This window comes from Aggregatibacter valvarum, assembly GCF_980468985.1.
In genome coordinates, this window is record NZ_OZ413141.1 from 1,193,793 (window position 1) to 1,205,751 (window position 11,959).

The window sequence follows — 11,959 nt, forward strand, 5'->3', positions numbered from 1 at the left end:
GGAAATAAAAAAATCGGGGCATTCTAGCACAGAATCGGCAGGTTGTTGAACTTTACATATAAAGAAAGGCGCTACTAATGAACATGCGCGCCTTCCCAAACGGATTTTAAGCCTGAATTTAGACGACTTTACACATACTCTACGTCAATAATTTCAAATTCAACCACGCCACCCGGTGTCGTGATATTCACCACATCATCCACTTCTTTGCCAACCAATCCTCGCGCAATCGGTGAATTGACAGAAATCAAGCCATTTTTAATATCCGCTTCATCATCCCCCACAATGCGGTAAGTGACTTCCTCATCCGTGTTGGTGTTGACTAAAACTACCGTCGCACCAAAAATCACTTTGCCGTTATTCGGCATTTTTGTGACATCAATAATTTGGCAATTCGCAAGCTTGCCTTCAATTTCCTGAATGCGACCTTCGCAGAAGCCTTGTTGCTCACGGGCGGCATGGTATTCTGCATTTTCTTTTAAGTCGCCGTGTTCGCGCGCTTCTGCAATGGCTTTGATGATTTCCGGGCGGCGTTCGTTCTTTAAATATTCCAGCTCTTTGCGTAAAAGTTCTGCACCTCGAACCGTCATGGGAATTTGTTGCATATAAGACTTTCCTTAATTTAGATAAAGAAAAACTGTGGGATCGTCATGATCCCCCAGTATCAATTAATCATGTTGCGAGAAAACTTTACTCTCGTCTGTTCGCGTACTATTATTGTTCGTCTTACAAAAAATAGCAACCACAACTCTGAATTATGTATAAGTTTTCACCACGTCGGATCTTCTCAAAAACCCTTTTATTTCTTACCTTAACCGCCTCCGTACACAGCTTCGCCAATGTTGATTTAAACCCCTATCTCAGCAACTTGCCCGAAGGCGCCAATCTGGCATTTATCGCTAAAAACCTGCACCAAGATAAAATTGTCGCTGATTATCACGGGCAAACCTTCATGTTGCCGGCCAGTACACAAAAAGTCTTCACCGCGTTAGCCGCAAAACTCGCCCTTGGCGATTCTTTTCAATTTCAGACCGCACTTTTAACCAACGGAGACATTCAAAACGGACAATTAAACGGCGATTTAATCGTGCGTTTCACCGGTGATCCCGATTTAACCAGTGGACAACTTTTTAATTTATTATCAGAACTGAAAAAGCAAAATATCAATAAAATCACCGGCAATCTCATTTTGGATACCTCCGTATTCACCAGCCATGATCGCGGTTCAGGCTGGATTTGGAACGATTTAACCATGTGTTTTAATGCCCCACCGGCGGCGGTAAACATTGATAATAACTGCTTTTATGTAGATATTGACGCCAACCAATCGCCAGGCGAATCAGTGAAATTTAACGTGCCGTCACAATATCCCATCCAAGTGTTCGGGCAAGTTTATGTGGCGGACAAAGACGAAGCACCTTATTGTCAGTTAGATGCCTTGGTACATGACAACAATCGCTATCAAGTAAAAGGCTGTTTAGCGCGCCAAACCAAACCTTTCGGGTTAAGTTTTGCCGTGCAAGATCCTAATGCCTTTGCCGCCGCAATTATTCAACGTCAGCTCAAACGTCTTAACATTGAATTTAACGGACAAGTACAACAACCCTATCGCCAACAACAAGGGCAAGTATTAGCACAACATTTCTCCAAGCCGTTGCCAGATCTCATCAAAAAAATGATGAAAAAATCCGACAACCAAATCGCCGATGCCTTATTCCGCACGATTGCCTATCAGCAATACAAACGCCCGGCGTCTTTCCAGCTAGGTACATTAGCTATGAAAAGCGTGTTATCTCAAGTAGGCATTAAATTCGGTAACAGCATTATCGCCGACGGTTCAGGCTTATCCCGTCACAACCTCATCGCACCACAAACGATGTTACAGGTGTTAGATTACATTGCGAAAAACGAAGAAACGTTGCATCTATTAGACAGCTTCCCTGTTGCGGGGGTGGACGGCACATTAAGCGGACGTGGCTCTTTAATCAATCCGCCATTAGTCAAAAACGTCATCGCCAAAACCGGCGCACTGAAAGGTGTTTATAATCTGGCAGGTTATCTCACCAACGCGCGCGGTGAAAAAATCGCCTTCGTTCAATTTATCAACGGCTACTCCACTGGCGATCTTGAAAGCAAAACCAAACGCGCCCCTTTGGTACAATTTGAAAGCAGCCTGTATAACGCCTTATATCAAGATTGATGTTGCCAAATCGAAGCAAGAAAAACACCGCAAAAATCCACCGCACTTATCACCGTATTTGGTGCGGTGAAATTATCGCAATCGTTTACGTTAGAGGGGGGAAATGGTAGAATGTGGGGCAATTTCTATAACATAACTATGAGATTAGTTTGACGCTTTATTGTAATTTTTAACAAATAACACTTTGAACCTATCCGTGTAAGGAATATATGCAAAAGACTAAAATTGCTTTACTCATTGATGCTGAAAATGCAAACAGTTCAGCCATTGAGCAAATTATTAACGAAATTGGAAAATATGGAATAATCACTGTAAAACGAATTTATGCAGATTGGACAAATGAAAAAAATAAAAAATGGAAAGATCAGCTAAATTCTTATGCAATTAGACCTATTCAGAAATTTGCTTATACCAAAGGGAAAGGCTCAAGTGATACCGCATTAATTATTGATGCAATGGATCTCCTCCATTTTAAAACTGTCGATTCATTTTGTATTGTTTCTAGTGACAGTGATTATACGGGATTAGCCCATAGAATTAGAGAAGAAGGACTGGATATCATTGGGGTAGGTAAAGAACATACACCTGAGGCATTTAAAAAAGCTTGCACTAAATTTACTAGAGAAGAAAATCTAGTTGCAACAGATTCTAAAACAAAAGTAAATAATGCTCAAAAAACCCATTTGGCTGTTGATTATGCTCAAATTAAAAATGCATTTGAAATGGCTGAAAATGATGATAATGGGATGGCTCTTTTATCAAAATTCTCTGAAGCATTACGTAAAATTGATTCAGAGTTTGATTATCGTTCTTATGGTTACTCTAATTTTAGAGCATTTTGTAAAAGCCTAAATGGGTACGAATTACACTACCATAAAGATGGACAAACAATTTCAATAAAATCTAAAGAATAGGAATAACCATGACCAACATCCACAATCATAAAATCCTCATCCTCGACTTTGGTTCCCAATACACCCAACTTATCGCCCGTCGTGTGCGTGAAATCGGTGTTTATTGCGAACTTTGGGCGTGGGATGTGACTGAACAACAAATCCATGATTTCAACCCAACCGGGATTATTCTTTCTGGTGGCCCGGAAAGCACCACGGAAGAAAACAGCCCACGTGCCCCGGAATATGTTTTTAACGCGGGTGTGCCGGTACTGGGCATTTGCTACGGCATGCAAACCATGGCAATGCAACTTGGCGGTTTAACCGAAACCTCTGATCACCGCGAGTTTGGTTATGCTTCCGTTTTAATGGAAAATGCCACCGCACTTTTCGCCGATCTCAATGACGGCGATAACAAATTGGATGTGTGGATGAGCCATGGCGATAAAGTCACCCGCTTGCCACAAAACTTCCAAGTGACCGGCACAACACCAACTTGCCCGATTGCCGCAATGTCTGATGAAAGCCGTCATTTCTACGGCGTGCAATTCCACCCGGAAGTCACCCACACTAAAAAAGGCTTGGAATTATTAACCAATTTCGTGGTGAACATTTGCGGTTGCGAAACCAAATGGACTGCCGAAAACATCATTGAAGACGCCGTTGCCCGCATTAAAGAGCAAGTAGGCGATGACGAAGTCATTTTAGGCTTATCCGGCGGCGTGGATTCCTCTGTAGTTGCGTTATTATTACATCGCGCCATCGGTAAAAACTTACATTGCGTGTTTGTCGATAACGGTTTATTGCGTTTAAACGAAGGCGATCAAGTCATGGAAATGTTCGGCAATAAATTCGGCTTAAATATCACACGTGTCGATGCAGAAAGTCGTTTCTTAGGCGAACTTGCCGGCGTATCAGATCCGGAAGCGAAACGTAAAATTATCGGTAAAGTGTTCGTAGATGTTTTTGATGATGAGTCGAAAAAACTTACCAACGTCAAATGGTTGGCACAAGGCACCATTTACCCTGACGTAATCGAATCTGCCGCCAGCAAAACCGGCAAAGCCCACGTCATCAAATCCCACCACAACGTAGGCGGCTTGCCGGATTATATGAAACTCGGTTTAGTCGAACCGTTACGTGAATTATTCAAAGATGAAGTGCGTAAAATCGGTCTAGCTTTAGGCTTACCGGCTGAAATGATCAACCGCCACCCATTCCCAGGCCCAGGTTTAGGCGTGCGTGTATTAGGCGAAGTGAAAAAAGAATACTGCGACTTATTACGCCGTGCCGATGCTATCTTTATCGAAGAATTACGCAACAGCGGTTGGTATGAAAAAACCAGCCAAGCCTTCAGTGTGTTCCTGCCGGTGAAATCTGTCGGCGTGATGGGTGATGGACGTAAATATGACTGGGTAATTTCCTTGCGCGCCGTAGAAACAATCGATTTTATGACCGCACATTGGGTACACCTGCCTTATGATTTACTCGGCAAAGTCTCCAACCGTATCATCAACGAAGTGAACGGCATTTCCCGCGTTGTGTACGACATTAGCGGCAAGCCACCAGCAACGATTGAGTGGGAGTAAAAACCTGCATTTTCAAATTTAAACAGCTTGTAACCCTGAGAAATCAGGGTTACTTTTTTTATTGAGAGAGATTCTCTCATCGAACAAAAGACAGACAACAATGATCTGCCACAAGAAATCATTAACCGAACACGTTTTCCAAGTGAGTTTGGTAGTCTGCCAAATATTTTTCCACCTGTGGATTTTTAATCACATCAGTACATAAAAATGTCGGCAAGCGACTCATACCAAGGAATTCATTGAGTTTATGGAAATGCATATATAGCGCATCTACACCTTTGCCTTCGAAAAAATCGCCTTCGCGAGTAAATGCTTCAAGTGGTGCATTCCAAGTGAGCGAAAGCATATGTTTTTTGCCCTGTAACAAGCCTCCTGTGCCATAGCCCTCAGTTGGGTTGACACGATGGCGACCGTCACTTTGATAGAGTTTGCCATGTCCACTGGTCAATACTTCATCGATATATTTTTTCACTGTCCATGGCTCATGCATCCACCAACCGGGCATCTGCCAAATCACGGCATCCATCCAGACAAATTTTTCAACTTCCGTTTCAATATCATACCCGGCATCCATCACCGTTTCTTTGACATGATGCCCCAGCGCAGTCAATACCTCTTTCGCCTTTTGTTGAAGCGTATGATTCAACTTGCCATGGGAATGACCAAAATCTTTTCCACCGTCTAATAACAAAATTTTCATTTTTCCTCCTAAAATACAAATGATGTCTAAAAAGGAACGCTATTATGCCCTTTTACTTTGTATTTAAAAAGCACAAAATCACAGAATACGCTTGCCATAAACACATGACATCAAACTATCACTGCATCCAACGCATTGCACGAATAATAAGCATGAATAAAAGGATTATTCACAAAAAGTGCAGTGGTTTTGGTGAGTATTTTTATGCGTTTAATAAATTTGGTAGGTTATATTTTCGTACTACAGATACTTAGCACGAATAAAAGGCGTTAATGAAACAATTTGGCTTAAAAAGTGAGGTGGTTTTGGTGAGCGTTTTTTATGCTTTTAATGAATTGGGTGAATTATATTTTCGTGCATCAAGATACACGCTACGCACAAAATCATGAATTACGCATCGAGGTTAATGTTTTAATCATTCGTGCAACAAGTTGCACGCTACGAGGGGTAAATAATCCTCCTATATGTTGAATTTTGGTTGTCAGCCTTGTTCATTATATAGCGAGGATTTTTTCTGTTCATCGCTTAAGCTATTTGGCTCCATACGCATAGCGTATAGTTTTTATAGCCAGACTTTGGCTGGCTATAATAAAAAGCTCGCATTTTGCGAGCTTTCTTGAATTGATGATTTATTTTATGATGACATATTTTACACGTTCTTTTTCTCGTGCTATTTGGGCTAAATCATCATAATGTTTATTTATTTGTTTGATTGATTACTATAACTAAGCGAATAACAAAAAATACAGCAAACACCCCCAAAAAAAGCGAGAATATAAGTAAAATCAACTGCAAATAAAAGGAATAATGTTCCTAATGCAATAAGCAGTATAAAAAAGCATTTTGCTGTAAATTGAATGAAATCACGCAACATACTTACCATCTTCTATAAGTTGAAAGTAACTGTTTTTCCTGTGGGTAATTCAACCGATAAATTTAACACACCACCCATTGCTTCAATGTAACGTTTAACTGATGATAATTTAATGTCATTGCCACGTTTTTCAAGGGCAACAACTGACGGCTGAGAAATACTTAATGCTTCTGCCATTTGCTTTTGTGAAAGCTCTAATTCTTCACGAATACGGTAAAGTTGTAACTCCATTCGCATATCGTCTGCCATAGCTTTCACTTTCGCTTGCTTTTCAGCTGGAAGATTATTCATCAGATCTTTAAATTTCACGCTCATTTTCTTGCTCCTTAGTTAATTCAGAAAGGTAATCATCATAGGTTTGTTCCGCTAGGGCAATCATCTCTTTGTAAAAGAGCTTTTCTTTCTTGCCTTTCTTATCTCCGCCACACAAAACAATCGCTTGTCTGACAGGATCGAAAATATAAAATAAACGGAATACCGATAATTTAGACTGTACTCGCAATTCTTTTAAATTAGTATATTTAGAGCTTTGCAGCGTATCCGCATAAGGTCTGCTTAATTGTGGACCTTCTGTTGATAACAATTCCAACCCTGCATAGATTTTTAATACGTCATCTTCTGCCAGCGTTTTTAACCAATTCAAAAGTGGGTCTTGTAAAATTACTTCCCATTCTTGTTTCATATAGCTATTACCTTTCTTATTATTCATATAGATTTTAATCTATATAAAATACAGAAGCAATAGATAATTTAACGATTTGCTAAATAAAAAGGCTCTACAAAATTAGAGCAGTAGAGCCGTTATCTTATATAAACATGTCCGGTTGTTTCTCTTTAATTATCCTATCCTGCACACGCTTAACAATCTTCCTCAAAGCATTCTCAGTCCGATTATAACAACGCCCAAGTTCGCCCCAATTTCGACCGTTAAAACTGTTATAAATATCCAAGTCCGCTGGGCAATCTTATATCTGTAATCTTTAGGAAAGCATATAACTTGCCCGGCATATTCTTCGCTTAGCTCGACATAACCTGAAAAACCGTTCTCGGTTAAAGCGCGTTCCAGCCAGCGGCGGACATCTTCGGGCAATTTATCTATACTTGAACGGGGAGCCATACTCTTTTTTCCTCTCTTGTTCGCTCAAGGCTGCCCTTACGCCCAATACTTTTCAGGGCGGGCAATCCCTGCTTGGCAGTCTATGGTGTATTCCACAATGTCCACGCCTAGACGGTTAATATCGGCAAACCACACGCCGTGCGGTTGTTTGTCGATTTCCACCAGTTTGCGGTCGGCAAGGTATTCCAACTGCTGACGGACTTCGAGGGCGGTGACGTTTGGGTAAATGCCACGCATCACATCAAGTAAAAACTGCTCGCTGGTGGTGTAAGGCATTGCTTTGTGTAATACGTTGAGCAAGTGCCAACGCATACCTTCGCGGCGGGCTTTTTCCATCATTTTGCACTCTCCATTTTGTATAAATCACTTAAGGTTTTATGTAGGGCATCCATTTTGGCTTCCAGCACCGTTTGCCCGCGAATGTAGTCATCTCGCAACACATAAACAAGCGGCAAGAACGACTGCATTTGGTTGAATTGCTTTTCCAATTCTTCCACTTTGTCGTTTACTTTGAGCTGGTTTTGGTGGCGTTCCGACAGTGAGTTTTGGAACTGCAATACTAAAATCTTGGCAAAGCCAAAACAGTAACCTAAGAATGAAAGCAACAACCCCACCAAGTGCCAAAATTCCACGTTAATGGTCATTGTTTGTCTCCTTGCAAATCTCCCGATAAGTCGCGTTATGCACCGCAATTTGGCGTAAGGTTTCGGTGGTGTCTTGACGGCTTGCCTTAATCACACCAAAGACTGCACAGCTGGAGTTAATCACGGAGATCGCCTTGTTGTTGCAGGCGGTTTAATAAGCCCATTGCGATCAGAAGTGCGGTTGTTTTCTTAATTCTTTTTTCTCGTTTCAAAATGTTTCACTTGGGTTTGAGCCACCGCTTTTTCCTGTTGTAGTTGCTCGTTTTGCTTAAACAAGCAGTCGATTTCCTGACTCGCCTTGCGAATTTTGTAACAGGCAATAGCACCGCTGACCAAAACCACCGCAACCCCACCTAAAATTAAGTAAGCCATTATTCTTCACGCCCCCGATTATTTAACGCATTGGCAAAGCCTTTCGTGGCTGCACCGCCAGCACAGAAAATAGCAAACGTAGTGAATAATTCGCCCACATAAGCACAGTCAAGCCACACGGCATAAATCAAAATGCCAGCCATCAATAACGCCCCGAGAAATTGGATAAAGGCGGTGGTAGAAAGGCGACCGTTGTCATTGGTAATCAATTCTTTGAGCGCCATTAGTAACTCCAGCGTAAGTAGAACCATTGGGCAATCGTGCGACCTTTATTGATTGCACGGCTAATTTTGGCGTTGTTGCTTAGTTTTTTCATTTTGTTCTCCGTATTCTTCAAATCTCCCCCCAGCCCCTCTTTTCTAAAGAGGGGGGCTGTTTTTTTTCCGTTTTATAGTTCCCCTCTTTTGTAAAGAGGGGTTAGGGGAGATTTATTTAAATAAATGCTTAACATTCACGACTTCTTCGCTATCTAGCCAGCTCCACACATCAAAGCACAGGCAGTCCTTAATCCATTCGTTTGGCGTGATTGCGCCGTCGCCGTTTAGGTCTGGGCTCAAATCACGATGTCCACAAATACGAGCGCTGGGATATTTGGCTTCAAGCTCACGCAGTAAACGGTGCAGAGCTTTCCATTGAGCTTCGGTATATTCGCCGTGATTGCGTTTGTCTTTGGTAATCCCACCGACCAAGCAGATGCCAAGGCTATTTAAATTATGTACTTTGACGTGTGTGCCCGTTTCGCCTTCTTTGCGACCCGCTTCAACGGTACCGTCGGTGTCAATCACGAAGTGGTAACCAATATGTTGTAAGTGCGGATTGAATTGCTTGTAGTAGCCAGCCAAACGCTGAAAATCACGTTGCTTATGCCAGTCGTCAATGCGTTGCGGTTTGGGGAGCGGTGCAGAGTTGCTTGCCGTTTTGGGTAGCAGAGCAATGGATCACGATTTTGTTGATAGGGAAAGACATAAAAAAACTCCTATTAACTTTTTATAAATTAGTTTAAAAGTTAATAGGAGTTTAGATGTGATAAGGGTTTTGGGCTTTTAAAGCAATTTAGAAAAAAAAGACCAATCAGTTTTAGCTGCTAGATAGCCAATCAAGAATGAAGCGTACCAGAATGCACAGAGAATAATTAACCATAAAAATATCGTTAACCTTTTTTGATTCTTGAATTGGGATGATATAGTCTCTTTATTAGTTTTCCAGACATTGTTTTTTAACTGTGGTGGTAGTTCTTTTTCAAATACTTCAAATTCTTTTTCAATATGAAAAAGATTAGATTGTTGAGTAAAAAGCACTAAGGCACATAGCAACGTATAAACAATTAAAGAAATTGCACTTCCCCAATGCAAATCTATTTTTGCTAAATTAAAGACAGCTGTTGCAACAGGGATCCCCAAGACTTGCGTTACTGATTTCCCTAGTGCATCATTAATTCTGGCTGTAAATTTAAACGTATTTTCTTCAATTTTTTTGACGAACTTACCAAAAGAAAAATCTGTTAAATACAGGTCGTGTTGTGCTATTGCTTCCACTTTAATCTTTACGATATCCGCTAATAAATCACAAATATCGTGTTGCACTCGTCCTTCTTTGTCTATAAGAAAAGCAGTCAATGCTGTTGAAAACGCACTTTTCTTAGAATGAAAATGCTCACTTTCTGTATTATTCCCAAACCAACGGCATAGCTCATCAATCGCATCACGTTGTTCCTGGTTAAATGAGCGCAATAATTGGATAAAATCTTCGATTTTATGTGGAATTAATGACAATTCTGATGAGTTCTTACTAAAAAATACGACTATATTTTGATGAGAATAAAAAATATCCTTTAGCTTTAATGCTAAATGCACAGTAGTTAAAATATTATTTTCATCAATGTAATTGATTTCATCATTTTGACTTTTTGCCCATTGATGCCACAAAATCCTATCCAATCTAGGCTCAGCCGTAATCCAAGGGCTATTGGTAAAAAAATCATCATAACTGGCATATCCTTCAGTAGTTGAAGGCGAATAGGTGAAATGCCGTTCTCCTTCTTGTAACCCACCTTCAAACACAATTTCATAATCTGCATCTCGTAATGCTTGGCATAATTCAAGATCATCTTGATTTTTTATTACACAGATGCCAACGAGTGTCGATGATTCTCGACACTCTAGCGATGTAACTCGTGTAAAAAAATCAGTTAATAATGTCATTGTTCAGTTTCTTCTGCGTTAGGATATTGCTCTTTAAAGCGGTCATAATCATCTTTATCAAGTTCTATTTTAATATATTTTTTATTACTTTCGCTAACCAATTTAACTCTTCTGCCTAAATCTTTGCTACGACCACGGATAGATAACTCGCTTGTTTTACTAGAAAATTTAAATGTTTTTGAATTATTTACAACTTCTTTATTCGGCGAAAAGCTAGAGTCTAACTGAATTTGTTCTGAGGTGCGATAATCACTAAATGTTGGTTTGTCTTCTAATCCTTTCGCTTTCATTTCAGCTTCAATAATAGGATCTATATCATCTTCAATATGAACAGACTTACCTTGTTTATGGCACTCGTCTAGATAGTCATAGACTTTTTTCTGAATCTCAAAGCGGACATCTTCATTCTCAAAAGTCTGCTCACTAAAGCGTTTAAATGCATTGATAAATTGGGTTGTTGCCACTTTATCATTGATTCTTTCACTTACGGGAATAAAATTTTGAATATAGTCTGGCAACTTATTCTTTTTACGTTCAATCCATTGAATATAAGGTTCAGCTATAGCTTCTGTTTGATGATTAAAGTGGTATTTCATTGCTTTTAAATCAATACGAATACCAACCTTTAATGCATCTTTATCAATCATTGTGGTATCAACAAATTCGCCTTTATCAATATTAATTGATTGATTTAGACTAACCAAAGACAACAGCAAATACTCTTTATCTTTGTTATCATCACGATAAAAGATCATCGGAATATGCTCACCTGTTGTGGCTGAATTTTTTTGGATAATGTTATATAGGCTAGTTACAATATCTTGACTTAATACTAAATAATCTGTTGTTGGTTGTAATGCAAATTGATGGGCAACTAAGTCTTTTGATAACGTATCTTTTGTAGTAAAACCTCCACTTACTGAACGATTACTTCCATATCTATTTAACACATCTTCTGCATATTCTACAAAATGCTTTAGAGGAGCATTGTTAGTATGTAATTGTAGACGTTTAATTAGCTGTGCATTCTTTTTATGTTGCGTCTTTTGAATTTGATGAATAATGCCTGCGTGAATAGTGAATGCAGGTGTTACTGGTTGTACTGTTTGTTGTTCAGTTGTCATTTTAATTCCTCAGTTCCTCAATTATTTCTTTTTCTTCCCACCACAAATACTTTCACAAGGCACGCCGTCTTTGTCTCGGTCTAGGCTACTAACACTGCATTGAGTGAGATAGAAATGGGCTTCTTCACAGCTATCCATATCTTTACAGGTGCGTTTGCCTTCGCATTGGAATTGTTCTTTAGCAAATACGGCAGCCGCCACGCCTAGTAGGGCGAAAGCGGCATATTTGAGGGATTTTTTCATTT

16 protein-coding genes and 1 pseudogene are annotated in these 11,959 nt (G+C 40.0%); 3 read left to right on the forward strand and 14 right to left on the reverse strand.

Annotated elements, in window-relative coordinates; all coding sequences use genetic code 11:
- Positions 1–128: 128 nt before the first annotated feature.
- Complete coding sequence (gene greA, locus AC30SF_RS05550; protein WP_209362153.1) at positions 129–605, reverse strand: transcription elongation factor GreA; 477 nt, start codon at positions 603–605, stop codon at positions 129–131.
- Positions 606–757: 152 nt separating this feature from the next.
- Between greA and dacB the strand changes: the two genes are divergently transcribed.
- The 3 genes from dacB (at position 758) to guaA (ending at position 4,682) form a co-directional block, all read left to right on the forward strand.
- A complete protein-coding gene (gene dacB, locus AC30SF_RS05555; RefSeq protein ID WP_489607824.1) occupies positions 758–2,200 on the forward strand; it encodes a serine-type D-Ala-D-Ala carboxypeptidase in 1,443 nt (480 codons plus the stop codon).
- A gap of 209 nt (positions 2,201–2,409) precedes the next feature.
- Entirely contained in the window at positions 2,410–3,114 is a 705-nt protein-coding gene (locus tag AC30SF_RS05560) for an NYN domain-containing protein (protein WP_489607825.1), read from the forward strand.
- 8 nt (positions 3,115–3,122) lie between these two features.
- Positions 3,123–4,682: a glutamine-hydrolyzing GMP synthase gene (gene guaA, locus AC30SF_RS05565; RefSeq protein WP_489607826.1), complete on the forward strand. Its 1,560-nt coding sequence runs from the start codon at positions 3,123–3,125 to the stop codon at positions 4,680–4,682.
- A gap of 121 nt (positions 4,683–4,803) precedes the next feature.
- On the opposite strand, the gene AC30SF_RS05570 is transcribed toward guaA, so the two are convergent.
- The 13 genes and pseudogenes from AC30SF_RS05570 to AC30SF_RS05630 form a co-directional block, all read right to left on the reverse strand.
- Positions 4,804–5,382, reverse strand: coding sequence for an NAD(P)H-dependent oxidoreductase (locus tag AC30SF_RS05570; RefSeq protein WP_489607827.1), 579 nt, complete (start codon positions 5,380–5,382; stop codon positions 4,804–4,806).
- An 886-nt stretch (positions 5,383–6,268) separates the two neighbouring features.
- Positions 6,269–6,571 (reverse strand): helix-turn-helix domain-containing protein, encoded by a 303-nt coding sequence (locus AC30SF_RS05575; RefSeq protein WP_005651224.1) that lies wholly within the window; start codon positions 6,569–6,571, stop codon positions 6,269–6,271.
- Positions 6,555–6,938: a type II toxin-antitoxin system RelE/ParE family toxin gene (locus AC30SF_RS05580; RefSeq protein WP_489607828.1), complete on the reverse strand. Its 384-nt coding sequence runs from the start codon at positions 6,936–6,938 to the stop codon at positions 6,555–6,557. The genes AC30SF_RS05575 and AC30SF_RS05580 overlap by 17 nt, the downstream gene beginning before the upstream one ends.
- Positions 6,939–7,062: 124 nt before the next feature.
- Positions 7,063–7,206, reverse strand: a complete 144-nt coding sequence (locus AC30SF_RS05585; protein WP_489607829.1) for a Mor transcription activator family protein — start codon at positions 7,204–7,206, stop codon at positions 7,063–7,065.
- Positions 7,207–7,409: 203 nt separating this feature from the next.
- Complete coding sequence (locus tag AC30SF_RS05590; RefSeq protein WP_489607830.1) at positions 7,410–7,712, reverse strand: hypothetical protein; 303 nt, start codon at positions 7,710–7,712, stop codon at positions 7,410–7,412.
- The gene (locus AC30SF_RS05595; RefSeq protein WP_489607831.1) at positions 7,709–8,017 is read right to left on the reverse strand and encodes a hypothetical protein; all 309 of its coding nucleotides are present in this window, start codon (positions 8,015–8,017) and stop codon (positions 7,709–7,711) included. The genes AC30SF_RS05590 and AC30SF_RS05595 overlap by 4 nt, the downstream gene beginning before the upstream one ends.
- A complete protein-coding gene (locus AC30SF_RS05600) occupies positions 8,007–8,141 on the reverse strand; it encodes a hypothetical protein (RefSeq protein WP_489607832.1) in 135 nt (44 codons plus the stop codon). The genes AC30SF_RS05595 and AC30SF_RS05600 overlap by 11 nt, the downstream gene beginning before the upstream one ends.
- 65 nt (positions 8,142–8,206) lie before the next feature.
- Positions 8,207–8,389: a DUF2681 domain-containing protein gene (locus AC30SF_RS05605; RefSeq protein WP_489607833.1), complete on the reverse strand. Its 183-nt coding sequence runs from the start codon at positions 8,387–8,389 to the stop codon at positions 8,207–8,209.
- Positions 8,389–8,613 carry a DUF2644 domain-containing protein gene (locus AC30SF_RS05610; RefSeq protein WP_489607834.1) on the reverse strand — a complete coding sequence of 75 codons (225 nt, stop codon included), beginning with the start codon at positions 8,611–8,613 and terminating at the stop codon, positions 8,389–8,391. Before AC30SF_RS05610 ends, AC30SF_RS05605 begins: the two co-directional genes overlap by 1 nt.
- A 204-nt stretch (positions 8,614–8,817) precedes the next feature.
- Positions 8,818–9,355: pseudogene (locus AC30SF_RS05615) on the reverse strand (N-acetylmuramoyl-L-alanine amidase).
- Positions 9,356–9,432: 77 nt separating this feature from the next.
- Positions 9,433–10,590 (reverse strand): hypothetical protein, encoded by a 1,158-nt coding sequence (locus tag AC30SF_RS05620; RefSeq protein WP_489607835.1) that lies wholly within the window; start codon positions 10,588–10,590, stop codon positions 9,433–9,435.
- Positions 10,587–11,714 (reverse strand): nucleoid-associated protein, encoded by a 1,128-nt coding sequence (locus AC30SF_RS05625; protein ID WP_489607836.1) that lies wholly within the window; start codon positions 11,712–11,714, stop codon positions 10,587–10,589. Before AC30SF_RS05625 ends, AC30SF_RS05620 begins: the two co-directional genes overlap by 4 nt.
- Positions 11,715–11,735: 21 nt before the next feature.
- Complete coding sequence (locus AC30SF_RS05630) at positions 11,736–11,957, reverse strand: excalibur calcium-binding domain-containing protein (protein ID WP_489607837.1); 222 nt, start codon at positions 11,955–11,957, stop codon at positions 11,736–11,738.
- Between the last annotated feature and the right edge of the window lie 2 nt (positions 11,958–11,959).

What these genes read in the sequence shown, in the direction of transcription:
- greA (WP_209362153.1), bottom strand. Translation starts at nt 605, where the DNA reads ATGCAACAAATTCCCATGACGGTTCGAGGTGCAGAACTTTTACGCAAA.
- dacB (WP_489607824.1), top strand. Translation starts at nt 758, where the DNA reads ATGTATAAGTTTTCACCACGTCGGATCTTCTCAAAAACCCTTTTATTT.
- AC30SF_RS05560 (WP_489607825.1), top strand. Translation starts at nt 2,410, where the DNA reads ATGCAAAAGACTAAAATTGCTTTACTCATTGATGCTGAAAATGCAAAC.
- guaA (WP_489607826.1), top strand. Translation starts at nt 3,123, where the DNA reads ATGACCAACATCCACAATCATAAAATCCTCATCCTCGACTTTGGTTCC.
- AC30SF_RS05570 (WP_489607827.1), bottom strand. Translation starts at nt 5,382, where the DNA reads ATGAAAATTTTGTTATTAGACGGTGGAAAAGATTTTGGTCATTCCCAT.
- AC30SF_RS05575 (WP_005651224.1), bottom strand. Translation starts at nt 6,571, where the DNA reads ATGAGCGTGAAATTTAAAGATCTGATGAATAATCTTCCAGCTGAAAAG.
- AC30SF_RS05580 (WP_489607828.1), bottom strand. Translation starts at nt 6,938, where the DNA reads ATGAAACAAGAATGGGAAGTAATTTTACAAGACCCACTTTTGAATTGG.
- AC30SF_RS05590 (WP_489607830.1), bottom strand. Translation starts at nt 7,712, where the DNA reads ATGATGGAAAAAGCCCGCCGCGAAGGTATGCGTTGGCACTTGCTCAAC.
- AC30SF_RS05595 (WP_489607831.1), bottom strand. Translation starts at nt 8,017, where the DNA reads ATGACCATTAACGTGGAATTTTGGCACTTGGTGGGGTTGTTGCTTTCA.
- AC30SF_RS05605 (WP_489607833.1), bottom strand. Translation starts at nt 8,389, where the DNA reads ATGGCTTACTTAATTTTAGGTGGGGTTGCGGTGGTTTTGGTCAGCGGT.
- AC30SF_RS05610 (WP_489607834.1), bottom strand. Translation starts at nt 8,613, where the DNA reads ATGGCGCTCAAAGAATTGATTACCAATGACAACGGTCGCCTTTCTACC.
- AC30SF_RS05620 (WP_489607835.1), bottom strand. Translation starts at nt 10,590, where the DNA reads ATGACATTATTAACTGATTTTTTTACACGAGTTACATCGCTAGAGTGT.
- AC30SF_RS05625 (WP_489607836.1), bottom strand. Translation starts at nt 11,714, where the DNA reads ATGACAACTGAACAACAAACAGTACAACCAGTAACACCTGCATTCACT.
- AC30SF_RS05630 (WP_489607837.1), bottom strand. Translation starts at nt 11,957, where the DNA reads ATGAAAAAATCCCTCAAATATGCCGCTTTCGCCCTACTAGGCGTGGCG.